We start from the raw sequence: 26,750 nt of genomic DNA, 5'->3' as shown, positions 1-26,750 counted from the left end.
CTGTGAGCGACCGAGAGCGGACCTTCGGCTTGGCGACCGTACCGACCTCGGGGTAGCTTGGCCCCAGGCTGATGCTGCCTGTTGTAGTCGTCGCTCGGTTTTCAGGCCCTGCCGACCGGTCGCACGTCCGTGGCGGCGGCGAACGAGGTGAACCGGTCCGGCTCGTCGAGGGGTACGTCGAGGCTGCAGCGCAGACCCTCGGGGGCGAACTCCAGACGGACCTCGCCCCCCAGTTCACGGCTTACCCCGCCCGTGATCAGGCGCGTGCCGAAGCCGCGTTTGCCCGTCTCCCGCACCGGCGGGCCGCCGCTCTCCCGCCATTCCAGGGCGAGCCGCCTCGCGCCGCTCTCGCCGACGACGACCTTCCAGGTGACGTCAATCCGGCCCGTATCGGTCGAGAGGGCGCCGTACTTGGCCGCGTTGGTCGTCAACTCGTGCACCGTCATCCCGAGCGCCAGGACGTAGCGCGGCGGCAGGTCGACGTCGGCCCCTTCCAGGCCGAAGCGGTGCAACTGCTCGTCCCGAAAGGGTGAGAGTTCGTTCTCCAGCACCGTGCGCAGCGAGGCGCCCTCCCAATCGTCGCGCGAGAGCAGGTCGTGGGTCTTGGACAGGGAGAGGATTCGTCCCTCAAGCCGCTCGCCGCGGTCCTCGTCGCGGCGGGCCTGCCGCGCCAGGGACTGCACGGTGGTCAGGGTGTTGCGGACCCGATGGTTCAGCTCGTGCAGCATCATCGTCTGCCGCTCCTGCAGGACCCGGCTGCGGGCGACCTCCTCGCGCAACTCGCCCTGGTGCCTCTGCAGCGACGCCGCCATGGCGTCGAACGCCTCGCCGAGCCGGCCGAACTCGTCGGTCCCGGACAATCCGGTCCGGGTCCCCAACTCGCCCGCCCGCCACGCGCCGGCCGCCCCGAGCAGGCGCCGCACCGGCCTGCGGATGAAGGCGCGACCGGCCAGGAGCGCGGCCGCGACGGCCAGGATTGCGCCGACGCCGATCAGCACGACCCCGCGACGGGTCGCGGCATCGATGTCCGCGAAGGCCGTGGCGGGCGAGAGGCCCACCGCCACCGTCATACCATCGAGGTCCCCCGGCGCGCCTCCGGCCACCGCCGTGATCCGCGGGTTGCCCCGCAATCCGGTCAAGTCCGCGACGCCGCCGCGGTGGTCGGCCAGGGCCTTCCAGAAGGCCGTCGGCAGCGGCTTGCCGGCCCAGGCTTCGTGGTCGGGAAGCCGGACCAGGATCGTGCCGTTTCGGTCTGCGACCGTGAGGGCGGCGTCGGGCGGCAACCCGGCATCGGACTGCCGTGCCGCGAGGTAGGACAGGTCGATGCTCGTGATCACGATGCCTTCGGGGCGACCGTCGCCGTCGTCGTCGGCTATGGCTTGGGCGAACTGGATGGTGGGCCGTCCGGTGACCCGGCCGGACACGACCTCCCCGATGGCGAAGCCGCCGGTGCGCATCGCCTCCTGGAAGTAGGACCGGTCGGCGACCGAATAGGCCCCGACCGGGGATCCCAGGGTGTTGCACCGGATGCGCCCGTCCGGGTCGGCGACCCCGAAGAAGAACGAGCCGGGAACCTTCCCGCCGACCGTCGCGAGGTATGCCGTGCAGGCCCGGGGATCCCTGCCGCGGATCTCGGCCACGCCGGCCAGGATGGCGAGGATTTGCCTCGCCCCGCGACCGAACTGCCCGAGGTCGGCCGCGACGGCCTTCGCCCCGCGCATGGCCTCCCTCCGGACGGCCTCGGCCCGGGCGGCACGAAGCGCGTACTCGTTGTAGCCCTGGACGGCCAACGCCGGGATCAGCGCCAAGACGACGAGGCCTACGATCCGCTTCGTCAGTGACATCGAGTTCCCGAGCTCGGTGAAGCCCGTCGTCTTCCGGGACCCGGCCACCGAACTAGGTCGGTTCGGCTGCAAAGCCATGGGCAGCGCCTCGACCCGCTAGCCAGGTCTATCCATCGATCGAGGCGCGGCGGGCCCGATGGACGCACCCCGACCTGGGGACGGTCGCCGCGGGATTCCCCGCGACGGCGGTCAGTGCGCGCCGGTGCCGACGCCCCCCACCGCGCGCCTGAGGATGCGCGAGAGGTCGGCCACGGAGTAGGGTTTGCGCAGGAGCTCGAACCCGTGCGTCCCCTGCTCGGCGAGCACCTCGCTGTAGCCCGACGTCAGGACCACCGGCAGGTCGGGCCGGCGGCGGCGGAGCTCGCGGGCGAGATCGACCCCATTCATCCCCGGCATGACCACGTCGGAGAACACCACCTCGAACCGGTAGGGGATGCGCTCGAACTCGTTCAGGGCCTTTTCCGCGTCCACGGCCCACACGGTGCTGTAGCCGAGCTCTTCCAGCGCCTGCGCCGCGAAGGCCCCGACCTCGTGGTTGTCCTCCACCAGCAGGACGCAGGTGCCGTGGCCCTCGGCGAGGTCCGCCGGCTCGTGCGCCTCGGCCTCGGTGGCGGCGGGGGCCTTGGCGCGCGGGAGGTACAGGGTGAAGGTTGCGCCCTCGCCGAGGCGGCTCTCGGCGATGACCTCGCCGCCGGACTGCTTGGCGAAGCCGAAGACCTGGGACAGCCCGAGCCCGGTGCCCTGGCCGACGCCCTTCGTGGTGAAGAACGGCTCGAAGATCCGGTCCAGCGCGTCCGGGGCGATGCCGCTGCCCGTGTCGGTGACCGAGACCGCGACGAAGTCGCCGCGCATGGCCGGATGGGCCCGGACCGCGGGGACGACGCCGACCGGCCGCACCCGGATGGTGATGCGCCCTTCGCCCGACATCGCGTCGCGGGCGTTGACCACCATGTTGACCAGCGCGGTGTCGAACTGGCTCGGGTCGGCGTCGACGAGGCAGGGACCCTCTCGTCCCCTGGCGTCCCGGAACGGCTCGACCTGGGTCTCGACGTGGATGCGAGAGCCCGTGATGGTGCGGACCATGTCCGAGACCGAGGCGACGCCGCGCCCGACATCGAACACCTCCGGCTGGAGCGCCTGCCGCCGCGCGAAGGCGAGGAGCTGGCCGGTCAGCTTGGCCGCGCGGTCGACGGTGTCCGAGATGGCGTCGACGTAGCGGATCCGGCGCTCCTCGGCCAGGTTCGGCCGCTTCAGCAGGTCGGTGGACGACTTGATGACCGTCAGCAGGTTGTTGAAGTCATGCGCTACGCCGCCGGTGAGCTGGCCCACCGCCTCCAGCTTCTGGCTCTGCCGGAGTTGCTCCTCCAGGGCCTTGCGCTCCGTCACGTCCCGGCCCGCCGCATAGAAGTGGTCGTCGCGGGGGATGGCGTACCACGACAGCCATCGGAAGCCCCCGTCGCGCGTCCGCATCCGCACGTCCAGGCCGTCGAGGACGATACCGTTCACGAGGTCGCCGAACACCCCCTCCACGGCGGACCTGTCGGCCGGGTCGATGAATGCGTTGAAGTGCGCGCCGACGAGGTCGTCCTCGGACCAGCCGAGCGTCTCGGTCCAGGCCGGGTTCACCGAGCGGTAGCGGCCGTCGAAGCCGCAGACGAGGAACAGGTCGCGGCTCGTGCGCCAGACCATGTCGCGCTCGTCCGTCCTGTCGCGGGCGGTCTCCTCCAGGACCCGCTCGGCCTCGCGCCGCTCGGTGATGTCGTTGAACAGGATGGCGACCCGGCGCCGGGCCGGCTCGCCGATGCGCAGGGCGTGGACGTCGAACCACCGGCCGAGTGCCACCGCGCCGCTCTCGAAGCGGGCCGCCTCGCCCGTCAGGGCCACCCCGCCGTAGGCATCCAGCCAGGACCGCTCCAGGCCCGGGACGACTTCGCTGACCCAGCGTCCGGCCACGTCGCGGAGCCCGGTATGGCGTTCGAACGCCGGGTTGACCTCGACGAAGCGGTAGTCGACGGCGCGCCCGGCCGCATCGTAGCGCATCTCGACGATGCAGAAGCCGGCGTCCACGGCCTCGAACAGGGTGCGGTAGCGCGCCTCGCTCTCGGCGAGCCGGCCTTCCTCGGTGCGAAACCGGGTGACGTCGAGTTGGCTCGCGAAGAAGTAGCGCAGGTGTCCGTCCGGATCGAACACCGGGCTGACGTAGAGCTCGTTCCGGAACGGCGTGCCGTCGCAGTGGTAGTTCAGGATCTCCACGACCACGTCGCGCCGCGCCGCGACGGCGTCGCGGACCTTGGCGACGTCGGCGGGATCGGTGCCCGGGCCTTGGAGGAATCGGCAGTTGCGGCCGATCAACTCGTCGGCTCCGTAGCCGCAGAGCTCCTGGAATGCGCGGTTGGCGAAGACGATCGGGTTGTCGGGCAGGTTCGGATCGGTGACGATCTGCGGCATGCGGGTCTTCTCCGCCGCCGTGAACAGCAGGTCGGTCCCGGCCGCCGAGGTGCGCTCGTCGCCGGTCGGGGCATGGACATGCCCCTCGTTTCGCCGCCGCAGCCGCTCGATCTCAGCCTTCGCGTCCGCCAGTTGCCGGCGCAGGTCCTCGAAGTCCGTTTCCATCCTGCCTGTCCAGACCGGGTACTGGGTGGGTCCGTCCGTTGGTATCCCGACGGAGCCGTCGGTTTCCGCTGCGTGCCGTCGGCCGACGCATCCCGGAGCCGTATGACGGAGGCCGGGTCGTCCGGGAAGTGTGGCCCGGGATTGCAGGGCGAGCCGTTTCGCCCCGTTCCCGGCCCGACCGTGGTGACGCACAGCCCCGGACGAACGGGATGTGCACCCCCGTGTTCCCGGAACGCCGGCGTTCAAGACCGACATGGTACCGAACCGTCGGGCGGTCGAAGGCCCCATGAGCCGGTCGCGGGAACGTTTTTGCACCCCTGTTCCCGCCGGTTGAACGTCGGCAGCCGCTTCCGAGCAAGTGGCGATCTGCCCGGTCACCTTCCCGTGTCTGTATCGGCCACCTATGGCATAGAGCGTCTCAGTCATTCACATCAGATCCACAGGCCTGCCGGACCCAAACGACGGCCTGGGATCGACGCTGGGTGAACGGGTGGCCGTGGAACAGATCGACAGCACAGCGCGACGCCAAGCTGCGCTCGCCGCCTACGATATTCTCGACACGCCGACCGAGGCCGAGTTCGACGGCATCGTGAGGGTGGCGTCCGAGACCTGTGGCATGCCGGTGTCGCTGATCTCCCTGCTCGACGGCGAGCGCCAGTGGTTCAAGGCCGAGACCGGCTTTAGCCACAGCGAGACCCCGATCTCGCAATCCATTTGCGCCTACGCCGCGCAGCAGAACGACGTGTTCGAGATCCCCGATCTCACCCTCGATCCGCGGACCGCCGACAACCCCCTCGTGACCGGCGGGCCGGAGGTGCGGTTCTACGCTGGCGTGCCCTTGAAGACCGCGGATGGTGTCGCCCTCGGCGCCCTGTGCGTCCTCGACACCAAGCCTAATCGGCTGACCCCGTCACAGGCGTTCACCCTGCGCACGCTTGCCCAGCAGGTCATCACCAACTTGGAGCTGCGACGCGCGCTCAAGGAGCGCCGCGAGAGCGACCGGCGCAACAGGGCGATCCTGCAGAGCGCGATCGACTACGGCATCATCGCGATGGATCTGAACGGCCGCGTGACGAGCTGGAACGCGGGGGCCGAGCAGATCCTTGGGTGGACCGAGGCCGAGATGCTCGGTCGGCACGCCAACGTCTTCTTCACCCGAGAGGATGAGCGCGACCAGATCGCCGAGAAGGAGATGGGGGCGGCCCTGCTGCACGGGCGCGGCACCGACGAGCGTTGGCACCTGCGCAAGGACGGAACCGAGTTCTGGGCGAATGGCGAGATGATGCCGCTCACGGACGAGGACGGGCGGCCTGAGGGCTTCATCAAGATCCTGCGCGACCGCACCGAGCAGCGCAACGCCGCCGCCCGGCAGCAGGCCGATGCCGAGTTCATGCGCAGCGTGCTCGCCTCCTCGGCCGACTGTATCAAGGTGCTCGACCTCGACGGCGGCCTGACCTTCATGAGCGAGGGCGGCATGCGGGTGATGGAGGTCAGCGACTTCAACCTCGTCCGTGGCTGCCCGTGGCCGGACTTCTGGCAGGGCCAGGGTCATAAGGATGCCCTCGTGGCCCTCATGGCCGCCAAGGCCGGCGGCGTCGGCCACTTCCAGGGATCGGCCAATACCTATCTCGGCACCCCGAAGTGGTGGGACGTGCAGGTGACGCCGATCCTCGGCCCGAATGGGCAGCCTGAGAGGATCCTGTCGGTCTCGCGGGACATCACCGACCAGAAGACCGTCGAGCGCCAACTCGCGGTCAGCGAGGAACGCTGGCGCGGGCTGTTCAGCGGGATGCAGGAGGGGTTCCTCAGCGCCGAGCTGATCCGCGATGAGGCTGGCAAGGCGGTGGACTTCCGGTTCCTGGAGGTCAATCCAGCGTTCGCCGGGCTGACCGGGCTACCGGCCAGCAGCGCCGGGCGTACCATGCGCGAGCTTGTGCCGGCCATCCCGCAGTGGTTGATCGACACCTACGCCCGCACCGTCGAGACCGGCCAGCCCGAGAAGTTCGAGATCCACGTCCCCGAGCTGAACCGTACGTTCGAGGTCCGGGCACACAAGCAGTCTGGCCAGCAGTTCGCTGCGTTGTTCCTGGAGATCTCGGGCCGCAAACGGACCGAGGTTCGCCGCGCGGCCATGACGGAGCTGGGCGACCGGCTGCGCGACGTGGGCGACAAGGGCGAGATCAGCCGGATCGCCGCCGAGGTCATGGGGCGCACGCTCGGACTGAGCCACGCGGGCTACGGGCAGGTCGATCCCGACGCCGAGACGATCCTGGTGGAACAGGGGTGGACTGCGCCGGGCCTCACGGACATCGCCGGGCTGCACCATTTCCGCGCCTACGGTTCGTACATCGAAGACCTCATAGCCGGACGCAACGTCGTCATCGACGACACCGGCAGTGATCCCCGGACCGCCGCCGATGCCAAGGCACTGGCTGCCATCAGCACGCGCTCGCTTCTCAACTTGCCGGTGATGGAGCACGGCCGCTTCGTGGCCCTGTTCTACGCCGTGAGGGCGGAGCCGGGGGAGTGGGCTCAGGAGGACATCGCCTTCGTGCGCAACGTCGCCGACCGCACCCGGTCGGCCATCGCCCGCATCGAGGCGGAGGCACAGCAGCAACTGCTCAACCACGAGCTGAGCCACCGCATGAAGAACATGCTGGCGATGGTGCAGTCCATCGCCACGCAGACGATGCGTGGAGCTGCCGATCTCGACACCGCCCGGGATGTGCTGGCGAACCGACTGATCGCCCTTGGCAAGTCGCACGACCTCCTGCTCGGCGGCTCCCTGTCGAAAGCCCCGCTGGCGAGCGTGATCGAGAGCGCGCTCGACATCCACCGTGATTGTCCGGATCGGTTCGTGCTCGATGGCCCGGCTGTGATGGTCGGTTCCAGGGCGGCGCTTTCGCTGTCGTTGATGCTGCACGAGCTGGCGACCAATGCCGCCAAGTACGGCGCGCTCTCGAACGCGGAAGGGCGGGTCACCATCAGTTGGGATATCGACGGCGACGGCGACGACGCTCCGGTCACCTTGCGTTGGATCGAGGCAGGCGGTCCGGCGGTGGTCGCGCCGAAGCGCGCGGGGTTCGGCACCCGGCTGATCGGACGCGGGCTTGCTGGAAGCTTCGATGGCAAGGTGGACTTGAGCTACCCGCCCTCTGGTGTGGTCTGCACCATCGTCGCGCCGCGGCGCGGTCTCATGGCGAGCTAGACCTCGGATCCCACGACGGGAGCATGCCGGGCGATCAAACCGTCCCGCCGGCCGTATCCAGCTGGGCAAGGAGTTGGTTCAGGCGGTCCGGCAGGGGCGTTGCCGGGATCTGGGCGTACATGCCCTGCAACTTGCGTCCGAGGTGGTGCTGGATCGCGTGAGGTGAGCCCGGCTGCATCCATATGACCGACCCTTCCGGGAGAACTTGTCCGTTCTCGTCGCGAACAGGATCAATTCCAGCATCAGAGGCGCGTTTCCCCACCGAAATGCCTCCCTGGCCCCAGACCACGTAATAACGGGCAAACAGCCAATCTGGATTGAGTTCCCATTGAGGCCCTGAGCAATCGGCACAGTGCCATCGGCGCCACACCAACATCGCAGACGCCGACCACAGCGTCTTCTCCCACTAGAATGCAGACCGTCAGCTGGAACTAATTTTCCGTTCGTGAAGGGTGGTGAACGGTCCCGTAGCTCTGTCCGCTTCGATGCACCGGCCGTCCGGAAGCGGACTGGCAGAAAACTACCCCAAACGGCCATTCCGAAAGCGACCCAACCCAGTCGCCTCGATAGCTAGCGGCGTTGCCCAAAAGCGGCCGTTCCTTGGCTTTCTCAGCTGCTCGCCCGGCCAGCTTTTCATAGGTTGGGGCGCTTGCCCGGCATCGTATCTACGGTGCTGTGGTCGGCTTCGGCTGACCGCCACGCCCGTCCACAGATATGCCCCTCAAGCTGTCGAAGGCGGGCGTGGACGCTCCTGCTCCCCCATCGATGGTCTCGTCAGCGTCACCCGCACCTAGGCGTCGTGCGGCGGCTCGGGGATCCTGGGCAGGGCGCTGACCGCTTCACGAAGTACGAGCAAAAACCTCTATCCAGCTGCCATGTCGGAGGATGCGGCGAGGTTCTGCACGTACCGGAGACAGGTTCGCCTTATCTCAGGATCTGTGAGCGTCGCGAATAGCCTCAGAAGCTCTAATTCTTCCGATATGGCCGTGGCAGGCGACACGCCTCGGGGGTGGCCTTTCAGAAACACGTCCTCGCTGACGCTGAGCGCCTCCGCCACGCGCTTCAGGGCGCTCTTGGTACGGTCGCCATCCATTCTCGTCACCTTTTTGTGCCGAGAGCGAACCGCCCTCACCGTTCCAAGCCAAGAGAACAATCTTCTCCAACGTGCAACCCTATCCCGAATTGCAATTCACGATTGCGGCAACAGACCGCAGCTTGTGAACCCTGTTTGTCGGATGCGGTTTGTTGCCGCCCTCGTTGTCAGCGCAGCATTAATCGGGTTGAGAACGTGGGCACGGCGGAGGGAGCTAAATGTTCTCCATAGCTGGGATGGCTCCTGCCCTACGCGCAGCTGGGCTCATCGGCACCTGGGGCACGAACGTCGCTGCAGGTCGCTCCGTGCTCGATGAGGGTGCGGCCGCCCTGCTGGCGGGCAACGCCGCTCTCGCTGGCCAACCGCTCCCCCTTGAAGCAGCCCTCGCACGCACGCACCCAGACGATCGCGATTGGGTGTTCGAGCGCATCCGTCGCGTCCGGCAGACTGGCGGCCCATTCTCGGCGGAGTTCCGGATCCTGACGGATATGAACGAGGTCCGCTGGGTGCTGAACCGCGGGGCGCTCACACCCGATGAAACTGGTGCGATGCAAGGTCGTGGCGCTTACATTGACACTACCGATGCTCACCGCGACGCCTTCATCTCCGCTGCCTCGCTCAGCCAGGATCCTGTCAACACGTTAGACGTCGCTGCAGATCATTGCATCGCGGCGCACACGGCGCTTGAAAGGGGCGGCCACTTCGATCTGCATCGCATATCCGAGATGCTGTTGTTCGGTATTGGGCAGGCGCTCGCACGGCGCGGATAACGCGCGCTCTCGAAGGTCCGCTTCCGCCTTATGTTTGAGCGGAAGCGGACGGGTAGAAATCCACCCAACCCAGCCATTCAAAGGCGCCCGCCAACGCGACTGGAGCTGCCCGTAATGGCAATTCGGCATGACGTAGTCTGGCCGTAAGCGGAACGGCCGCTTCGGAGCAAGGCCGTTGGAAAAGCAGACGGGCTCCTAGCGACCCAACACGATCACTCTTGCGCGGCTGCCCGGATCCCGAAAGCAGACACATGTTTCGTTGCTACAATGGCGGCGATGCGCCTTTGGTCACCACTTGGCCGGGCCCGACAGTATCCCAAAGGCAGATGTCAAAGGGGATACCTTCGCCACAGCGTGGTGGCCGCTTTGCAGCTCACAGGGTTGGCACGTTTTAAGGCTCGACGAACTCGACTTGAGCGTGAGAGAGCGCACGCCACCAAGCGTCTGGCGCGTGGAAGGCATCGTAGGCCAACCGCAGGACGGTCTTTGGCTGCCGATGCGACGGGTCAATCCTGCCGCGCTCCTCGTTGCGGGCGAGGAGCATTTCCCAGGACAGGTCGAACACCTTCCACTCGACCGTGAGGCCATACCGCTCAATGACCTGAAGCTCGGCCTCGAACACCTCCCGGGTCAGGTGGGTGTCGGCCATCACCACACTGAACCCTGCCGCCAGGGCCGCATCCAGAGCGGCGACCTTCACACCGTGGAGCAGTCGGCGCGCCCGCTCGTCCCAGTCCGTCCGGCGTACCTGCCAGTAGACCTGACGGTCCGGCGGCCAGAACGTCTGACGTAGGTCGTCGAGGGTGAGGTGCACCCAGCCCTGGAGTGGGTCGTACCGGCGTGCGTAGGTCGTCTTGCCCGCCCCGGGGCATCCGATCAGCCCTACCACCCTCTGTCGGCGCGGGTATCCCTCATCGTCCATGAAGAGCGGGATCAGGCATGGTGGGCGACATCCTCGTCCTCATCGATCTCGGGGTCGGCCTCGACGGTGTCACCACGAAGATAGCGTGCTTGGACCTCGGCGACGCGGCGAGCGGCCTGGGCGTGGCGGTTGGACACAAGGCTGTCCGGGCCGAGCTCCGCGCCACGCTTGGCCGCGAGCAAGTCCGGGTCTCCCCATTGGTCTAGGAGAACCTGGAAGGCGTCGTGCCGGGCGACATCGAAGGCGATGCGCTGGCCCATCATGTCCTTGTAGGGGTGAGCCGGATGAATGCCGGCGCATGGGACCCAGCCCGCCGGGATCGGCGTGGTCGCCGCGTGCGTACGGCCTCCGCGCAAGAGCTTTGGCAGGACATGAGTGTGAGGCCCCTCCGGGCTGGTGCCGCCGGGTCCAGGGATCGGGGCGTAGACCTCGATGCGGCCGACCCGGGCGAAGAACACCCGGTGGGGGCTCAGCGTCACGAGTTGGCGGCCGATGGGGCTCGCAGGGTCGAACAGGGGAACCCCGACACCGGACCGAAGACAGGCGATGGCCTCCAGGTCGCTCGTGCGCACGCAAGCATCGACCGCTAGGAGGCCGAGCCCCAGGTCGAACAGGATGGCATCCCGATCCCGTTCGCGGGCGGCGTCCCGGTCGGGGCCGAGCTCGGTCACTTCGCCGCGCCGGTTCATAGCGCAACTCGCCTCGGGCAGGCACAGGGCGACGGCGTGGTTCCAGCCGGTCGCGACGGCGGTCTCATAGGCCACCGGACGCAGGTCGGGACTGGGAGCGAGCGCGATGGCGCCCCGCTCGGTCGACAGGCCCATGCGCCCGTCCAGCAGCGGCGACGTGGCCTCGTCGGGATCGCGCATGAACTCGGCGATGGCCCCGAAGCTGCCGAGGCTCCAGGCGGTGCCGGGATCCGCCAACGCCTCGCGCAGCAGGGTCGTGACCGCGTCAGCCTGTGATGGTGACGTCATCGCGTTCCTCCGTCTGAGCCCCGGACCGCGCCCAGGGCAGGATGTATCGGGATCCGTCAGAAGCCCAGCCCCGCTCGGCCGTGACCCCGAACGCCCTGGCGAGTAGGACGTCGGTCAGAGCTTCCTCCGGGGTATCGTCGGCCAAGAGGCGGCCACCGGTCAGCACGACGATGCGGTCGCAGAACCGGGACGCGAGCGTCAGGTCGTGCAGCACGGCGACGACACCGGTTCCGTCCTGCGCGGTGCGCCGGAGCAGCGCCATGGCGTCGATCTGGTGCGCCGGGTCGAGGGCCGTGACCGGCTCGTCGACGAGAAGCCAAGGCGCCTCGACCGCCAGAGCCCGGGCGAGCAGCGCGCGCATGCGCTCGCCCGAGGAAAGGGTCGGCTCGGCTCGGGCCGCGAGGTGGAGGATGTCAGTGCGCGCCATTGCCCGCGCGACCGCGGCATCGTCGACTTCGGTGGGGGATGCGAAGGCTCGGCGGTGCGGCAGCCGGCCGAGCGCCACGATCTCGCGAACCGTCATCGGCCAGCCGACCCCCGCACCCTGGAACAGGGCGGCGATGCGGCGGGCTCGCTCCTCGCGGCCCATGTCGGCTAGCGGACGGGCTTCGAGGGTGACCCGCCCCCGGTTCGGGGTGATCAGCCCCGCCAGGACGCGAAGGAGCGTGGTCTTGCCGGCTCCGTTCGGGCCGACCAGCCCGACGAAGCGGCCCGGCTGAAAGGTCAGATCGATGTCCGAGAGGATGGCCCGGCCATCCAACGTAACGTGGGCTTCGTGCAGACCGAGGCTCATGCCCGCCTCCCGCGACCGCGTAGGAGCAGCACGATCAGGAACGGCGCCCCGACCAGAGCGGTCACCACGCCGAGCTTGAGTTCCGGCCGGGTGGCGAGCAGGCGCACGCCGATATCCGCGGCAAGGACCAGGACCGCCCCCGCGAGGCCGCTCGGCAGCAGGCAGGCGCCGGGGCGGGCGCCGACGAGCGGCCGCATCAGGTGCGGCACGACGAGACCGACGAAGCCGATGGCGCCGGAAACCGCGACCCCGCTGCCGACGGCCAGGGCCGCACCGGTGACGAGACGCAGGCGCACGGAGACTAGGCCGACCCCGAGGCTCGCGGCGGTGTCCTCGCCGAGCGTCAGGGCGTCGAGGGCGGAGCCGGTCGACAGCATCAGGGTCCAGCCGACAGCCATCAGCGGTAGGCACAGAAGCACGTGGTCCAGACTACGGTCGCTGAGAGAACCCATCAGCCAGAACACGATCTCCAGGGCCGCATAGGGGTTCGGCGAGAGGTTCAGTGCCAGCGCGGTCAGTGCCCCGGCCAAGCTCGACAACCCGACTCCTGCGAGGATCAGCCCGAGGGTACTGCTGCCGCGGGCGGCGAGCGCGTTCAGAAGGAGCGCGGCAATACCGGCACCGGCGATGCCGCCGAGCGGCAGGGCAAGGCTCATGGTGGCGGCGAAATCGCCGTAGAAGACGATGACGGCACCGAGCGCCGCCGCGGAGGAGATGCCGAGGATGCCGGGGTCCGCGAGCGGGTTGCGCAGGTAGCCCTGCATCGCGGCGCCGGTCAGGCCGAGGCTGAAGCCGACCAGGGCTCCGAGCAGGGCGCGCGGGATGCGAAGCTCCCACAGGACCAGGGCCGGCAGCGTCGGGCGGCCGGCGACGAGGTCAGCGAAGGCGGCGGGCACGTCGAAGGGCGCGTAACCGATGGCGATGGAGGCGAGCGTCAGCGCAAGTGTGGTGAGCCCGAGGACGGCGATGACGGTTCGCCGGGCACGCGCCGTACCGAGGCGCCGGGATGCCGTGGAGTTGAGCGCGGAAATGGGGGCGTTCATGGTCCGGGCGCCCGTTCATTCGCAGCCTCGGCGAGGCGCGCCACGACCTCGGCCACCTGCGGTCCCGGACACGTCCAGAAGCGGTTCGGGATGTCGACCGTCCGGTGTGCCCGCGAGAGGGCCCTGAAGACGGGATGGTGCAGGAGCGTGTCGGCCAGGGAAGGCCAGCCCGGCGCTCCTTCATCGACGACGATCAGGTCCGGGTTCGCCAGCGCCGCCGCTTCGAGGGGCACCTGCCCCAGGCGGTCACGCCCGATCTCGGCCGAGACGTTGACGAGGCCGGCGGCGCGGATCAGCGCGTCCCCGAGCCCGCCGGGTGCCACCGTGAAGGCGTTCGGACGCATCACCAGGGCGCGTAGAGGCCGCTTGGCCGGCACGATGGCGGCAAGACGCGCATCGAGCGCCGCCACCATCGCCTCGCCCCGTTCGGGATGGCCGAGCGCCGCCGCGACCTGCCGGATCTGTGCGCGGACGCCGTCGAGGTCGGCCGGCACGCCGAGTTCGAGCACGGGGGCGCCGACGCGCTTGAGCATGCCCACCGTCGTGCGGGTGGTGAAGGCACCGGCGATGACGAGATCGGGCTTCAAGGCCACGACCTCCTCGGTGAGCCCCCGCGTCACCGGCAGCCCGACCGCCTCGGTCGCGACCGTCGACCCGCGCGAGTCGCGTGCGAGGTAGGTGACCGCCAGCACCTGGTCGCGGTCGGCCAGCCGCAGGACGAGCTCGTCGGCGCACAGGTTCATCGAGACCACCCGCACGGGTGCCGCCGCCGCGCCGATGGGTACGGCGGACATCATGGCCGCGAAGGTGATTACGAGGCGCGACGGCATCGGCGACCTCAGAACGACGTCACGCGGACGCCGCCGTAGACAGCGAGCCCCGGGCCCTGGAAGCCAGTCGGGTTCTGGTAGCGCTTGTCGAACAGGTTATCGATCCGCCCGAATACCGTCAGGGTCTCGCTCCAGGCGTAGTTGACCGACAGGTTCACTAGCGTGAAGCCGGGGGCCTTCAGGCGAGGCACGGAGAAGTCCCGGTTGCCGTCCACGAACGACCCCAGCACGATGAGCGTGCCGGTTATGGTCAGGCCCGGCATCAGGTTCCAGATCGCGGTGGCGCTGACCTTGTTGCGAGGCCGACGCAGCAGCTCCTGGTGGGCGATCTCGTCCTTCGTCACCGTGGTGGTCCAGTCGAGCCGCCCGCTCCAGAACTCGTTGAAGCGCAGGGCGACGAAGCTCTCGGTGCCGTAGGCAGTCGCCTGACCGACGTTCACGTTGGTGGAGAAGGTCGGGTAGTAGGCCGTCTGGATCAGGTTCTTGAAGTCGGTCTGATAGTAGGTCGCGCCCACGGTCATGAACCCGTCGAACAGCGGCTGCTCGAAGCCGCCGTCGAACCCGAAGCTTTCCTCCGGCCGTAGGTTCGGGTTCCCGAAGAAGCGGAAGCCCGGATAGTCCTGGTAGAGCTGGCTCAGGGTCGGCGGTTTGAAGCCGGTCCCGACGCTGCCCTTCAGGCGGGTGTCGGTGGCGGGCACGATGTAGCTCGGCGCCACCCGAAAGGTGGTCGCGCCGCCGAACTGGTCGTTCGAGTCGTGGCGGATGTTGGCGACCAGCGCGGCGCCCGCGAAGGGTGTCGTCTGAAGCTCGGCGAAGCCGGCGGAGTTGCCGTTGGACCGGTCGATGCCGGTCGTCTCGAAGCGCTCGTCCTCGCGCTGTGCCCCAAACAGGACGAGGTTGCCGGGTGAGACCTGCCAGTCGCCGCGGTAATCGAACCGGGTCCGCTCGCCGAGGTAGGTGGTGGGTGTCGGCGGCGCGAGCGGGTCGAGCGGGCCGGCGAATAGCCGGTCGAACTTCGAGTAGTTCGCCCCGAAGACGTTGTGGAAGCCCGGCACCGGCGTCCACTCGGCCTCGCCCCTCATGATCAGTTGCTGCTGGTCGTTGAGGTTCCGGTACGGCAGCGGCACGTACGGGAAGCCGCCGTCGGCCTGGTCGAGGTAGGCGCTGTCGGAGAAGCGCAGGACGTAGTTGAGGCGGAACTCGTCGGTGAGTTGCGCCCCGAGCTTGGTCGAGACCGTCTTGATGTCGGTGAAGGCGGTCCGCAGCGGTACGCCGCGGGGCAGCAGCTCGAACGGGGTGACCTGCACGGCGGATTGCCGGATGTGGCCGACCGACACCGAGTAGTCGAAGATCCCCTCCGAGCCGGAGACGTTGCCGAACTGGTTGAAGGTGCCGAACGAGCCGCCTTCGACCGTCGCCATTGCCCGAGTTGGCCCTTCGCCACGCTTGGTCACGACGGAGATGACGCCGCCGATGGCGTCGGCCCCGTAGAGGCCGCTCTGGGGCCCGCGCAGCACTTCGATCCGCGAGAGGTCGTAGGTCTGCAACTGGCTGAAGTCGAAGGCGCGGTTCGGGGTCGAGGGGTCGTTGACGTCGATGCCGTCAATCTGAACCTTCACGTGGTTCGAGTTGGTGCCGCGGATGAAGACCGAGGTCTGGCCGCCGGCGCCGCCGGTCTGCACGACGTTGAGGCCCGGCACCTGCTGCAGAGCATCCGGCACCGTCCGGCGCTGCTGCTCCTGAAGCAGGCGGTCGGTGAGCACGGTGACACTCGATCCTGTGTTGGCAATCGGCGTCGGCACGCCGGTGGCCGACACGGAGATCTCGGACAGCGAGACCGCGGCCTGCGCGCCTCCCTGAGCATCGGCGAAGGGCGCGGCGACCTGCTGCGAGCGGGCGGGAATGGAGACGAGCAGCGCGGATGCGGCGCAGGACAACGCCAGCGTGCGCCGGAGCGCGGAGGAAACGGGACTGGACACGGGACGGCCTCGGGGGACGGCTGTGGCACGTCACCGCGAACGAGGCCTCGGCGGTCGCGTCCTCCAAGGAACCACGACGCCGCGACACCTCCCAGGACACCCCGCCCGGCAAGCTCCGCGTGTGACCACGGCTGACGGCAGGTCTCCTGGCTCGCGGGTCGTCGCCCTCTCATCGTCTTCCCGGGCGAGGCCGCCCAGTGACGTGGTGATGAAGGACTCGCCGCTTACAGTTGCGGGGGCAGCCGCGGCATCGGTCGAGCCCTCACGGGCGTGACCTCACCGCGTTCCCTTTTGATCCCCGAGGGGAACCGTCACGCTCAAGCTAAGCTGCGGTGCATCTATCCGTCAACGCACGGAAGCACATTGTTCAGATGTGTGGCTTTTGAGGCGTCAATCGATGTCTGAGCAGGGTGGATTTCCGCCGATCCGTTTTGAATTCACACCCTCGCCAAGCGACGAACGTCCGCCGGGCTATCACAGGATTGAGGTGGGGCGTGCTGAACACCTCTGCGAAGGGTGTCCAATCCTCGGTCGCGGTGAACACCCTGTAGGAAATGGTTCACGGTCAAGCTTGGGCAGTGTATGACGTTCGGCAACGATCCTCATACCGCGACCCATACATGACCAAGTCGGCGACCCTCGCCGTCGCCGCGTTGGCGGCGAGCTTCCTCGGACCGCCCCAGACAGCCGCCGGGCAACTCACCTACTCGTGGCCCTCGAACGTCGGACCGCTGAACCCGCACCTCTACGCGCCCAACCAGATGTTCGCGCAGGCGAGCCTCTACGAGCCTCTGGTAAAGTACCGCGATGATGGATCGGTCGAGCCCTGGCTCGCGACCTCGTGGAACATCTCTGAGGACGGGCGGACCTACGATTTCGTCTTGCGCCCCGGCGTCACCTTCAGCGACGGGGTTCCCTTCGACGCGGCCGCGGTCAAGGCGAACTTCGACGCGATCCTGGCCAACCGCCCGCGGCACGCGTGGCTCGATCTCGTCCAGCAGATCGAACGCACAGAAGTTGTTGGGCCTCTGGCGTTCCGCCTCGTCCTGAAGGCGCCGCACTACCCGACACTGCTCGAACTTTCCCTGCCGCGGCCCTTCCGGTTCCTGTCTCCGAAGGCCATGGGCCCCGGCGGTACGACGGCCGTCAACATCAGGGCGCCGGTCGGCACAGGGCCGTGGCGGCTCGTCGACACCCAGCTCGGCGTCTCCGACACGTTCGAGAGCAACCCGGGTTACTGGGGCCCGAGACCCATCTTCGACCGGCTCGTCGTCAAGGTCATCCCCGATCCTAACACCCGCGTCATCGCCCTGCAGACGGGGGAGATCGACCTCGTCTACGGCGCGGGCGGACAGATTCCTTCGGAAGCCTTCGTCCGACTTCGAGACATGGCCCCGAACTTCGCCTCAGCGGTCTCGCCGCCGCTGGCGACCCGGGTGCTCGCGATGAACTCCGCGCGCTTCCCGACAGATGATCGGGCGGTCCGCCTCGCCATCAACCACGCCGTCGACAAGGACACGCTGGTCCGGACGGTACTCGATGGGATCGAGCCGCGCGCGGACTTCCTGTTTGCGCCGCGCGTGCCGTACGCCGACGTCGGGCTGAAGCCCTACGGCTTCGACCGGGCCGCGGCCTCCCGCATGCTCGATGCAGCCGGCTGGACGCTTGGGCGTGACGGCGTGCGTGCGAAGGACGGACGCCGCCTTGCCGTCGAGGTTGATTTCGTCGGTACAAACGCTCAGCAGCGGGCGATTGCCGAGGTTCTCCAGGCCGACCTTGGGCGCGTGGGCATCGATAGCCGGCTGATCGGCGAGGAGGAGAGTTCGATCCTGGCCCGCCAGAAGGACGGCCGCTTCGGCCTCATCTTCGGCGAGACCTGGGGGCCGCCCTACGATCCCGCCTCCTTCATCAGTTCGATGCGCACCCCGTCGCACGCGGACTATCAGGCGCAGGTCGGGCTGCCGGAGAAGCCCGGCATCGACGCGGCCATCGCGGAAGTCCTCGCCTCGACGGACGAGACTGAGCGCCGACGGCTTTATGCCAAGCTGCTGACTACCCTCCACGAGGCCGCGATCTACCTGCCGATCTCTCACTCCGTGGCCATTGAGGTCCATCGCCCGACCATCGCGGGCGTCGGCTTCGGGGCGACGATCAACGAGATCCCCTTCGCGGCGATGCGGCCGGCGGCCCGGTGACCGGCATGCCGATGCTCCGCTTCATCGCCGTGCGTCTCGCGCTGATCCCGCCGATGCTGCTCGGCGTGTCGATCCTCGTGTTCGTGATGCTCCGTCTTGGCCAAGGCGACCCGGCCCTCGACTACCTGCGCCTCTCGCAGATCCCGCCGACCGACGCCGCCCTCGCCGACGCACGCATCCTGCTCGGCCTCGACCGACCGTTCGTCGTCCAATACCTCGATTGGCTCTGGCGTGCGCTTCAGGGTGACTTCGGCCTCTCCTACGTCACGCGCCGGCCGGTCCTGCCTGAGCTCCTCGGCTACCTGCCCGCGACCCTCGAACTGGCCGGGACCGCGCTCGCCGTCACCATCGCGGTCAGCCTGCCGCTGGGCGCCTGGGCGGCCACGCATCGCGGCGGCTGGCAGGATCGCCTCGTGCGTGGGATCGCCGTGCTCGGCGTCTCACTGCCGAATTTTTGGATCGCCTTCCTCCTCGTCGCGCTCTTCTCGGTCACCTTGGGCTGGCTGCCGCCGATGGGCCGAGGCACGCTCGCCCACCTCATCATGCCGGCGCTGGCGATCTGCCTGATGTCGCTGTCGGTCAACGCGCGCCTCCTGCGGGCGAGCATGCTGGAGGCCGCGGGTGGGCGTCACGTCCTCTATGCGCGCCTGCGCGGGCTCTCCGAGGGAGCCGTGCAGCGCCGGCACGTGTTCCGCAACGCCCTGGTGCCGGTCGTGACCGCCACCGGCATGCATGTCGGCGAGCTCCTGGGCGGCGCCCTCGTGGTGGAGACGATCTTCTCGTGGCCGGGCGTCGGCCGCTACGCGGTCTCGGCGATCTACAACCGCGACTACCCGGTCATCCAGTGCTTCACCCTGGTCATGACCGCGGTGTTCGTCCTCTGCAATCTCGCCGTCGACATCGCCTACGCGTGGCTCGATCCGCGCATTCGGCTGGGTGCGGAGGAGGCGGCATGAGGCTGTCCGAATCCTTAAAGGCCACCCGCACGGGCCTTGGGCCCTTCGCGGTCCCGGTCGCGGTCGCCTTGGTAATCCTCCTTCTGGCGCTTCTCGGACCGCTAGCCGCGCCGCACGACCCCCTGGCCGTGAACCTCACGGTCCGCTTCGCGCCATCGAGCCTCGTCCACCCCCTCGGCACCGACCACCTCGGGCGGGACATCCTGTCCCGCCTGATCACCGGTGCCCAGACGACGCTTGGCGCCGTCGCGGCCGCCCTCGCGCTTGTGGTCGCACTCGGCCTTGGGGTCGGCGCCCTCTCAGGCATGATCGGCGGCCGGACCGACGCCGTGCTCATGCGTCTGTGCGACGTGTTCCTCACCGTGCCGACCTTCGTGCTGGCGCTGTTCCTGATCGGCGCGTTCGGCACCGGCCTCGTCAACGTCATCGCGGCCATCGCCCTGTCTCACTGGGCTTGGTACGCCCGCATCGTCCGAGGTCTCGTCCTCGAACTCAAGACGCGCGACTACGTCCTGGCCGCCCGGATCGCGGGGGCGTCGCCGGCGGCGGTCTTCATCGAGCACGTGCTGGCGGGGGTCCTGCCGCCGCTCGCCGCGCTCGCCACCCTGGACGTCGGCCACATGGCCCTCCACGTCGCCGGCCTGTCCTTCCTCGGCCTCGGCGTGCAGCCTCCGACCGCGGAATGGGGCGTGATGATCAACGAGGCCCGAACCTTCTTCTGGACACGGCCCCTGCTGGTCGTTTGGCCAGGGCTCGCGATCGCCGTCGCCGTCCTTGCGTTCAACCAACTCGGTGACGCGCTGCGCGACCGCCTCGATCCGACGCTGGTTGCGGAGCGGGGCCTATGAACCCGCGCGTGCTCCGGGCCGAGAACCTGCGCGTCGAGACCCGGCGCGGAGCCGAGGCCGTGCCGCTGGTCGCGGACGCGTCGTTCGAGTTGCGCACGGGCGAGGTGCTGGCCCTCGTCGGCACGAGTGGCTCGGGCAAGTCGCTGGCCTGCGCGGCGCTCCTCGACACGCTGCCGCCGGGGACCAGGCGCGTCGCTGGTCGCGTCCACCTCGATGGCACGGCGGTGGCACCCGCTGAGCTCCGCGGCCGGACAGTCACCACCGTACTCCAGGCCCCCCGCTCGGCCTTCAACCCGCTCCGCACGATTGGCGACCACGCCGGTGAAACCGGCGCGGCTGCGGGCCTCCGGCGTACCGAGAGCCGCGCGGCGATGCGCGAGGCGTTGGAGGCCGTCGGGCTCGGCGACGATCCACAGGTACCCGACCTCTACCCGTTCCAGATGTCGGGCGGCATGCTCCAGCGCGCCATGATCGCGCTCGCCTTGCTCGCGAGGGCTCCCTTCCTGGTCGCCGACGAGCCGACAACGGATCTCGACCTCGTCGCCCAGGCTCGTATCCTCGACCTGCTGGCAGCCCTCGTGCGCGACCGAGGCCTCGGCCTCCTGATCGTCACGCACGATCTGGGCGTCGTCGCCCGCCTCGCTGATCGCATGGCGGTGATGGCGGACGGACGGATCGTCGAGACGGACGACACGGCATCAGTCTTCGCACGGCCGGACCGACCGGAGACGCGGGCGCTGCTCGCGGCCCATCAAGCCCTCCATGAGGCCGCGCCATGACGGCCCTCCTGTCCGCCCATGGGCTCGGCAAAGTCTACGCCGGCACTGGCTGGCGCCCCGGCACGCCTCGACCCGTCCTCGCAGATGTCGAGTTTGCCATCGAGGACGGCGAGTGCGTCGCCCTGATCGGACGCAGCGGTTCCGGCAAGAGCACGCTCGCCCGCCTCCTCCTCGGCCTGGAACGACCCTCTGCCGGTGTCGTGCGGTTCCGCGGATTGGGTCTGGCCGGGCTCGACGACGCTGGACGGCGAGCTTTCAGGTCGGCGGTTCAGATGGTTCTCCAGGACCCGCTCTCGGCGGTGAACCCACGACACAAAGTAGGCCGGACGATTGCGGAGCCGTTGCGGCATCTCACCGGCCTCTCGGCGGCGGCGAGGCGAGCCCGGGTTCATGCGCTGCTGTCTTTAGTCGGGCTCGACCAATCCATGATCGGGCGGCTCCCCGGCCAGCTCTCCGGCGGCCAGGTGCAGCGCGTCGGCCTCGCCAGGGCGCTGGCGACCCGACCTGCGCTCATCGTGCTCGATGAGGCGGTCTCGAACGTGGACGCGCCGCTGCAGATCGAGATCCTCGACCGCCTCGCTGTCCTGCGACGTGAACAGGGAACCGCGTTCCTGCTCGTCACGCATGACATCCGTCTGGCGCGCCGGTTCGCGGATCGGGTTGTCGTTCTCGACGCCGGGCGGATCGTCGACGCGTCGCCGTGCCGACCGAGGCTTGCGCTGGGGCATCCGGCCGCGCGCGAGCTCGTCGACGCCGTCCTCCCGGCCTTCCCAGTGGTTGCAAGCTGATGCAGCGGATTACCGTCACCCTGGACCACGAACTCGTCGAAGCGGTCGACTGGATCGCCGAGGTCCGCTGCTACGCAGGCCGTTCGGAGGCGATGCGCGACCTGCTGCGTCGAGGGCTCGCGGAGGCGCGCCGGGAGCGCGACCCCGACCATGCCTGCGTGGCGACCTTCAGCTTCGTGGCGGAAGCCGGCGTGCGCGACCTCGGGCAGCGCCTCGCGGAGGAACAGCGGGCACGGCATGACCTCGTCATCACGCAGGTGCAGGTGCCGCTGGACCACGAAGCGGCGTTGCACACCCTCGTCCTGCGTGGGCGTGTCCGGGAGATCCACGCCTTCGTCGACGCAATCGCGACGCAGCGCGGCGTGCGCCACGACAGCCTGTCAATCATCCCAGCGCAGATCGAGGTCGTGGACCACCCGCACGGGCACGCGCCCCATCCACACGAGCATATCCGGACGTGACGATGCGCGCGCTCGATCCGACCCGTGCCCCTGTCCGTCGGCGACTGACCCGGCCGCCGCATCGCACGAGAAGCGGCACCGGCCTCGCGTTGGCGGCCGTGCTCTCCGCCGGTACGCCAGTGGGCGAGGCACGGGCGCAGGAGAGCGTCACGCTGGATGAATTGTCGGTTGAGGCAGTTGGGACTGGCGCCCCGGCCGGCACGACGACCGCCGCCGGCACGATTGGCCAGATCGGACCGACGCCGGGCTTCGGTGCCGGGCGGGCGGTGAGCAGCACCAAGATCGACACGCCGCAGCTGGACGTGCCCCAGGTCGTCTCCGTCGCGCCGCGCGAGGTCATCACCGACCTCGCCGCGACCCGCGTCGACCGGGTGTTCAACTACCTGCCGGGCGTCGCGCAACAGAACAACTTCGGCGGCCTGAGCATCTTCAGCTACGCCATCCGCGGGGTGACCACCTCGGAGATCTACCAGAACGGCTTCCCCCTCAACCGCGGCACGCCGCCCCCGCCCGACGCGCAGAACATCGAGCGCATCGAGGTTCTGAAAGGCCCTGGCGCCGGCCTGTTCGGACGCAGCGATCCGGGCGGGCTCGTCAACATCATCACCAAGCAGCCGACCGCACAACGCTTCGTCGAGTTCGGCAATCAGGTCGACTCGTTCGGCCTGACCCGCGGGACGGTCGACGCGGGTGGTCCGCTCAACGAGGACGGCACCGTCCTCTACCGCTTCAACTTCGCGGCCCAGGGCGCAGGAAGCTTCCGCGACTTCGTCGACAGCGACCGGCTGCTCGTCGCTCCGGTGGTGAGCTGGCAGATCACGCCGGACACGCGCATCACCGTCGAGGCCGACATCCAGCGGAACCGGATCATCTTCGACCGGGGCGTGATCGCCATCAACAAGCAGCTCGGCTTCCTGCCGATCTCGCGCTTCCTCGGGGAGCCGGGACAGAGCACCTACCAGAGCCAGAACATCCTCCAGGCGCGCATCGACCACCGCTTCAACGCGGACTGGCAGATGCGGCTGGCGACGCACTTCGCCACCGGAACCCTGGACGGCGAGTCTGCCGAGATCCGCTCTATCGCCTCCGACAACCGGACGGTGGCCCGAGACCGGAACGTGCGCGATTATCGCTGGGACGTCGCGGTCGGGCAGGCGGACCTGATCGGGCGCTTCGACACCGGCGGGATCAGCCACACGCTGCTTCTCGGCTTTGAGCGCGAGAGCACTGACAGCCGGACGCTCTACCTGCGCTCGAACTTCCGCACGAGCCCCTACGCCCTCGACATCTATGCGCCTGTCTACGGGCAGGCGCTGCCGCCGCTGACCATCCCGCGCAACAACCTGGAGCGGGTCACCAACACGGCCCTCTACGCCCAGGATCAGATCGTGCTGAGCCCGGAGTGGAAGGCGCTCGTGGCCACGCGGCTCGACATCTTCGAGGACTCCTTCCGCGAGCGCATCCCGCGCAGCCAGGCGGACCAGTCGCGGGTCGCTGCCTCGCCGCGGGCCGGCCTCATTTACCAGCCGATCCCATGGCTCTCGCTGTACACCAACGCCGGGACGAGCTTCCGGCCCAACATCGGCCCCGACGCCGCGGCCGTGTCGCCGGGCAAGCCACTGAAGCCGGAGACGGGACAGGGCTACGAGATCGGCGCCAAGGCCGAGCTGTTCGGCGGCAACCTGCTGCTGACTGCGGCGGCCTTCCGGGTGGATCGGCAGAACGTTTTGACGCCGGACCCGAACAACAGCGGCTTCTCGCTCGCGGCGGGCGCGGTGCGCAGCCAGGGCTTCGAGCTGACGGCGCAGGGGCAGCTCTCGCCGGAGCTGAAGATCCTGGCCGGCTATGTCTACGCCGACGCGGTGGTGACCAAGGACAACGTGCTGCCGGTGGGCGCGCCACTCATCAATGTGCCGCGCCACTCGGGAAGCCTGCTCGCCGTGTACGAGGTGCAGGGTGGGGACTGGAAGGGGTTCGGCATCGGGGGTGGCGTGCGCGGCGTCGGGGAGCGTCCGGGCGACGCGGCCGGCTCCGGTTTTGTCCTACCGGCCTACATCGCGGCCGACGCGTTGGCGTACTACCGCTACGAGAACCTCCGCTTCGGCCTCAACATCGAGAACGTCTTCAACACGGTCTATTATGAGAGCTCGCTCAACGTGTTTCGCGTTTATCCGGGATCTCCACGACGTATCACCGGGTCGTTCACGGTTCGATTCTGACCCAGTGATCCACGTAGATTTTCCTCGACCGCATTGTGGGCGCCGAGCTGATGTCCGCTTCGAGCCTTCACTAAAGGGACGTTGCACGACCATCATGGGTCGGGAACAATCCTCACCACCGGTACCGAAGGCCTCCGTAGATTGCCCGGCCGGTGCCAGGGTTGAAGATCTCTGAGCTGGCGTTAGCGATGCCGGCGATGGCCACGCTTGAGATGTAACGCTTGTCCAGGAGATTGCGTGCCTCAAGGTAGCCTGACCAAGCCGAGCCCTGATCGAAGCCGATCCTGAGGTTCAGGAGCGCGTAGGCGGGCACCGTCAGGCTGTTGGCGTTGTCGGCGAAGTAGGACTGCGGCGACCACTCCACGTTGGGGCCGGCGTAGAAGCCGCTAGGGTGTCGGTAGAGCACCTCGGCGCGCAGGTAGTGGGTCGGCACGCCGGGCAAGCGGTTGTTGCCATAGAGCGCGTCGCGAACGAAGAAGAAATCGTTGTAGGTGTAGGCGGCGTTGAACCAGACACGGTCTTCAACCGTGACGAGCGACTTCAGGAACGCCACCTCGAGACCGGCCTCGACACCCTGGTGAACGGTGCGGTCCGCGTTCACGATGCTGCAGGGGCTGAAGATCGACGTCGTCAGGCATTGCAGTTCGTTCTGGATTTCCGAGCGGTAGAGCGAGAGGTCCCAGCTCAGGTCCGGTCGGACCCCGCGCGTACCGACCTCGTAGGTGGTCGCGGTCTGGGCGCGCAGGTTTGAGGTTGCGAAGGTCGCGAAGGAGTTCGCGTCGAAGGTCGGCGCCTCGGCGCTGCCCGAGACGTTGCCGTAGACCTGCCACGTGGGGTCGACGTCCCAGAGCACGCCGAACTTCGGCTTGGCGATGTCGTAGGTGGAGCGGCCCGACTGGTCGCCGTCTGTCAGGAGCCGGTCCTTCCGGTCGCGGACCGCGCGCAGGAAGAAGCCGCCCCCGACGAGGGCGACGTTCGGCAGGATGAAGAACGAGTTCTCTGCATAGGCCGACAGGTTCTCCGAACGGTCGAGGGTCGAGAATGTTAGGGGGCCCTTCACGGCGCCATTCAGGTTGACGAACTGCCTGTAGTCGATGGTGCCGTTGTCGACGTTCACGCCCACGACCAGGCGGTTGCGAAAGCCGCCAATGACCCTGTCGTCGGTCGCGCGGACGAAGCCGCCGTAGTCCTGCACCGTGTAGTCGAGGTACTCGTAGATCGGATGGTCGACGTGGCGCTGGACCGTGAAGACGCCGAAGTCCAGGGTCGTCTCGTCGAAGCGCAGCGTGGTTTTGTTGGCGAGCCGCACCGAGTCGATGTTGCGCTGCTGGTCCTGCAGGACCCAGACCGGGTTCGCGGCACGTGGGTTCGTCAGCGCGGATTGCCGGGTCACCTCGCCGGGGATGCGCTGGTTGATGGTGTTGGCGTTGACGTAGAAGCGCGTCTCGGCGTCCGGCGAGAACTGGTAGCCGAAGTTGGCGTTGCCCCGAACCGAATTTCCGTCGCTGTGCTCGCGGAAGCCGTCGAACCGGTCGCCGGACAGCGTGAGGAAGTAGTCGAACGGGCCCGACACCCCGCCGGTGGCGGCCTGCCCCTTTAGGTATCCGAAACTGCCGGCATCGATGCGGGCCTCGAAGGGGGAAACGTCTCGGCCTGTCGGCGTGACTAGGTTGATCGCGCCGCCGAGCGCGTTGGCGCCGAACCGCAGCGCGTTGGCGCCCCTGAAGACCTCGACGTAGCGGTAGGCGGTCGGGTCGATCTCGAAGAAGTCGACGAGGCCGTCGGAGGTGTTGATGGGGATGCCGTCCTGGAAAACGTTGATGCCGCGGTTGCCGTAGTTGCGGGAGAGGCCCGAGCCACGGATGGACAGCCGGGCATCCGAGCCGAACCTGGGCTGCACGATCACGCCAGGCACGAAGTCGAGCACGTCCTTGAGCGTCTGGGCCGGCCTGTTCTTGAAGTAGGTGTCCGGCACGAGGGCGACCCCGCCCGGCGTGCGCTGAAGTTCCGCGCGCGCCTGCTCGATGGTCGGGACGGTCAGGCTCGCCGCCTGGGCGGCCGGTGGAAGCTGCGTCTCGGCCAGCGGTCCGGCGGAGCCGGAGACGCTGAGCTCGGAAAGGGTGACGGACTGGGTCGCGGCGGTCTGGGCGAAGACCGACGTGGTGGCGAGCAGCGTCAACAGCAGGGCGGCGTAGAGCTTGACCCGGGGAATTCGGTACATGGCATGAGGTCCGTGGCCTGGAGGATCGGGGTGATGCGACCGATCAGGCGACGGGCGGCGCGCGTGCACTGGCTCTGGCTCCTGGTGGCCCGCGCGGACAGGCGAGGACCTCCGGACGCCAGGTCACGGCAACGGCTTGGCGGAGGGGCCAGGCGACGGGAACCGCCTCCATGGACGGGACAGCCGCGGATCCCGCCACATGGGCGACGAT

Annotated in this window: 19 protein-coding genes and 1 riboswitch; of the genes, 9 read left to right on the top strand and 10 right to left on the bottom strand. The window is 68.5% G+C overall.

Annotated features, from left to right (window positions below; genetic code table 11):
• Positions 1–101 precede the first annotated feature (101 nt).
• Together ABIC30_RS06315 and ABIC30_RS06310 are read right to left on the bottom strand one after the other, a co-directional pair.
• Positions 102–1,844: a sensor histidine kinase gene (locus ABIC30_RS06315; protein WP_354454438.1), complete on the bottom strand. Its 1,743-nt coding sequence runs from the start codon at positions 1,842–1,844 to the stop codon at positions 102–104.
• Between the two features lie 189 nt (positions 1,845–2,033).
• On the bottom strand, positions 2,034–4,457 hold the full coding sequence (locus ABIC30_RS06310; RefSeq protein WP_354454436.1) for a PAS domain S-box protein: 2,424 nt from the start codon (positions 4,455–4,457) through the stop codon (positions 2,034–2,036).
• Between the two features lie 496 nt (positions 4,458–4,953).
• Between ABIC30_RS06310 and ABIC30_RS06305 the strand changes: the two genes are divergently transcribed.
• Positions 4,954–7,665, top strand: coding sequence for a PAS domain S-box protein (locus ABIC30_RS06305; protein ID WP_354454434.1), 2,712 nt, complete (start codon positions 4,954–4,956; stop codon positions 7,663–7,665).
• A gap of 34 nt (positions 7,666–7,699) precedes the next feature.
• Here ABIC30_RS06305 and ABIC30_RS06300 read toward each other — a convergent pair whose 3' ends face one another.
• Positions 7,700–7,843, bottom strand: a complete 144-nt coding sequence (locus tag ABIC30_RS06300; RefSeq protein ID WP_354454470.1) for a NepR family anti-sigma factor — start codon at positions 7,841–7,843, stop codon at positions 7,700–7,702.
• 1,220 nt (positions 7,844–9,063) lie between these two features.
• Between ABIC30_RS06300 and ABIC30_RS06295 the strand changes: the two genes are divergently transcribed.
• On the top strand, positions 9,064–9,528 hold the full coding sequence (locus ABIC30_RS06295; protein WP_354454432.1) for a PAS domain-containing protein: 465 nt from the start codon (positions 9,064–9,066) through the stop codon (positions 9,526–9,528).
• Between the two features lie 391 nt (positions 9,529–9,919).
• Here the strand turns inward: ABIC30_RS06295 and ABIC30_RS06290 are convergent, their stop codons facing one another.
• The 6 genes from ABIC30_RS06290 to ABIC30_RS06265 are packed head-to-tail and all read right to left on the bottom strand — an operon-like array spanning position 9,920 to position 16,072.
• Positions 9,920–10,450, bottom strand: coding sequence for an AAA family ATPase (locus ABIC30_RS06290; RefSeq protein ID WP_075381776.1), 531 nt, complete (start codon positions 10,448–10,450; stop codon positions 9,920–9,922).
• Positions 10,451–10,461: 11 nt separating this feature from the next.
• The gene (locus ABIC30_RS06285) at positions 10,462–11,427 is read right to left on the bottom strand and encodes a DUF6925 family protein (protein ID WP_354454430.1); all 966 of its coding nucleotides are present in this window, start codon (positions 11,425–11,427) and stop codon (positions 10,462–10,464) included.
• A complete protein-coding gene (locus tag ABIC30_RS06280; RefSeq protein WP_075381778.1) occupies positions 11,405–12,220 on the bottom strand; it encodes an ABC transporter ATP-binding protein in 816 nt (271 codons plus the stop codon). The genes ABIC30_RS06285 and ABIC30_RS06280 overlap by 23 nt, the downstream gene beginning before the upstream one ends.
• The gene (locus ABIC30_RS06275; RefSeq protein ID WP_354454428.1) at positions 12,217–13,263 is read right to left on the bottom strand and encodes a FecCD family ABC transporter permease; all 1,047 of its coding nucleotides are present in this window, start codon (positions 13,261–13,263) and stop codon (positions 12,217–12,219) included. Before ABIC30_RS06275 ends, ABIC30_RS06280 begins: the two co-directional genes overlap by 4 nt.
• A complete protein-coding gene (locus ABIC30_RS06270) occupies positions 13,260–14,093 on the bottom strand; it encodes an ABC transporter substrate-binding protein (RefSeq protein ID WP_278305694.1) in 834 nt (277 codons plus the stop codon). The genes ABIC30_RS06275 and ABIC30_RS06270 overlap by 4 nt, the downstream gene beginning before the upstream one ends.
• An 8-nt stretch (positions 14,094–14,101) precedes the next feature.
• Positions 14,102–16,072: a TonB-dependent receptor plug domain-containing protein gene (locus ABIC30_RS06265; RefSeq protein ID WP_354454425.1), complete on the bottom strand. Its 1,971-nt coding sequence runs from the start codon at positions 16,070–16,072 to the stop codon at positions 14,102–14,104.
• Positions 16,073–16,191: 119 nt separating this feature from the next.
• A riboswitch (cobalamin riboswitch) is annotated at positions 16,192–16,400 on the bottom strand.
• A 292-nt stretch (positions 16,401–16,692) separates the two neighbouring features.
• Here ABIC30_RS06265 and nikA point away from each other — a divergent pair.
• From nikA to ABIC30_RS06230, 7 genes are read left to right on the top strand one after another with little or no spacing between them, the layout of a single operon-like run.
• Positions 16,693–18,267: a nickel ABC transporter substrate-binding protein gene (gene nikA, locus ABIC30_RS06260; RefSeq protein WP_043348906.1), complete on the top strand. Its 1,575-nt coding sequence runs from the start codon at positions 16,693–16,695 to the stop codon at positions 18,265–18,267.
• An 11-nt stretch (positions 18,268–18,278) separates the two neighbouring features.
• On the top strand, positions 18,279–19,223 hold the full coding sequence (gene nikB, locus ABIC30_RS06255) for a nickel ABC transporter permease subunit NikB (protein ID WP_043348966.1): 945 nt from the start codon (positions 18,279–18,281) through the stop codon (positions 19,221–19,223).
• Positions 19,220–20,071, top strand: coding sequence for a nickel ABC transporter permease subunit NikC (nikC, locus tag ABIC30_RS06250; protein WP_085987635.1), 852 nt, complete (start codon positions 19,220–19,222; stop codon positions 20,069–20,071). Before nikB ends, nikC begins: the two co-directional genes overlap by 4 nt.
• On the top strand, positions 20,068–20,850 hold the full coding sequence (locus tag ABIC30_RS06245; protein WP_075381781.1) for an ATP-binding cassette domain-containing protein: 783 nt from the start codon (positions 20,068–20,070) through the stop codon (positions 20,848–20,850). The genes nikC and ABIC30_RS06245 overlap by 4 nt, the downstream gene beginning before the upstream one ends.
• On the top strand, positions 20,847–21,638 hold the full coding sequence (locus ABIC30_RS06240; RefSeq protein ID WP_354454422.1) for an ATP-binding cassette domain-containing protein: 792 nt from the start codon (positions 20,847–20,849) through the stop codon (positions 21,636–21,638). Before ABIC30_RS06245 ends, ABIC30_RS06240 begins: the two co-directional genes overlap by 4 nt.
• A complete protein-coding gene (nikR, locus tag ABIC30_RS06235) occupies positions 21,638–22,099 on the top strand; it encodes a nickel-responsive transcriptional regulator NikR (protein WP_354454420.1) in 462 nt (153 codons plus the stop codon). Before ABIC30_RS06240 ends, nikR begins: the two co-directional genes overlap by 1 nt.
• A 2-nt stretch (positions 22,100–22,101) precedes the next feature.
• Positions 22,102–24,318: a TonB-dependent siderophore receptor gene (locus ABIC30_RS06230; RefSeq protein WP_354454418.1), complete on the top strand. Its 2,217-nt coding sequence runs from the start codon at positions 22,102–22,104 to the stop codon at positions 24,316–24,318.
• A gap of 112 nt (positions 24,319–24,430) precedes the next feature.
• Here ABIC30_RS06230 and ABIC30_RS06225 read toward each other — a convergent pair whose 3' ends face one another.
• Positions 24,431–26,539: a TonB-dependent receptor family protein gene (locus ABIC30_RS06225; protein WP_354454416.1), complete on the bottom strand. Its 2,109-nt coding sequence runs from the start codon at positions 26,537–26,539 to the stop codon at positions 24,431–24,433.
• Between the last annotated feature and the right edge of the window lie 211 nt (positions 26,540–26,750).

The organism is Methylobacterium sp. 1030, assembly GCF_040544715.1.
In the GTDB taxonomy this organism is placed as follows: domain Bacteria; phylum Pseudomonadota; class Alphaproteobacteria; order Rhizobiales; family Beijerinckiaceae; genus Methylobacterium.
Note: the sequence above shows the minus strand (reverse complement) of the source record. Positions and strands in the feature narration are given on the sequence as shown.

What these genes read in the sequence shown, in the direction of transcription:
- nikA (WP_043348906.1), top strand. Translation starts at nt 16,693, where the DNA reads ATGACCAAGTCGGCGACCCTCGCCGTCGCCGCGTTGGCGGCGAGCTTC.
- ABIC30_RS06230 (WP_354454418.1), top strand. Translation starts at nt 22,102, where the DNA reads ATGCGCGCGCTCGATCCGACCCGTGCCCCTGTCCGTCGGCGACTGACC.
- ABIC30_RS06315 (WP_354454438.1), bottom strand. Translation starts at nt 1,844, where the DNA reads ATGTCACTGACGAAGCGGATCGTAGGCCTCGTCGTCTTGGCGCTGATC.
- nikR (WP_354454420.1), top strand. Translation starts at nt 21,638, where the DNA reads ATGCAGCGGATTACCGTCACCCTGGACCACGAACTCGTCGAAGCGGTC.
- ABIC30_RS06240 (WP_354454422.1), top strand. Translation starts at nt 20,847, where the DNA reads ATGACGGCCCTCCTGTCCGCCCATGGGCTCGGCAAAGTCTACGCCGGC.
- ABIC30_RS06280 (WP_075381778.1), bottom strand. Translation starts at nt 12,220, where the DNA reads ATGAGCCTCGGTCTGCACGAAGCCCACGTTACGTTGGATGGCCGGGCC.
- ABIC30_RS06310 (WP_354454436.1), bottom strand. Translation starts at nt 4,457, where the DNA reads ATGGAAACGGACTTCGAGGACCTGCGCCGGCAACTGGCGGACGCGAAG.
- ABIC30_RS06245 (WP_075381781.1), top strand. Translation starts at nt 20,068, where the DNA reads ATGAACCCGCGCGTGCTCCGGGCCGAGAACCTGCGCGTCGAGACCCGG.
- nikC (WP_085987635.1), top strand. Translation starts at nt 19,220, where the DNA reads ATGAGGCTGTCCGAATCCTTAAAGGCCACCCGCACGGGCCTTGGGCCC.
- ABIC30_RS06225 (WP_354454416.1), bottom strand. Translation starts at nt 26,539, where the DNA reads ATGTACCGAATTCCCCGGGTCAAGCTCTACGCCGCCCTGCTGTTGACG.
- ABIC30_RS06275 (WP_354454428.1), bottom strand. Translation starts at nt 13,263, where the DNA reads ATGAACGCCCCCATTTCCGCGCTCAACTCCACGGCATCCCGGCGCCTC.
- nikB (WP_043348966.1), top strand. Translation starts at nt 18,279, where the DNA reads ATGCTCCGCTTCATCGCCGTGCGTCTCGCGCTGATCCCGCCGATGCTG.
- ABIC30_RS06285 (WP_354454430.1), bottom strand. Translation starts at nt 11,427, where the DNA reads ATGACGTCACCATCACAGGCTGACGCGGTCACGACCCTGCTGCGCGAG.
- ABIC30_RS06270 (WP_278305694.1), bottom strand. Translation starts at nt 14,093, where the DNA reads ATGCCGTCGCGCCTCGTAATCACCTTCGCGGCCATGATGTCCGCCGTA.
- ABIC30_RS06290 (WP_075381776.1), bottom strand. Translation starts at nt 10,450, where the DNA reads ATGGACGATGAGGGATACCCGCGCCGACAGAGGGTGGTAGGGCTGATC.
- ABIC30_RS06300 (WP_354454470.1), bottom strand. Translation starts at nt 7,843, where the DNA reads ATGCAGCCGGGCTCACCTCACGCGATCCAGCACCACCTCGGACGCAAG.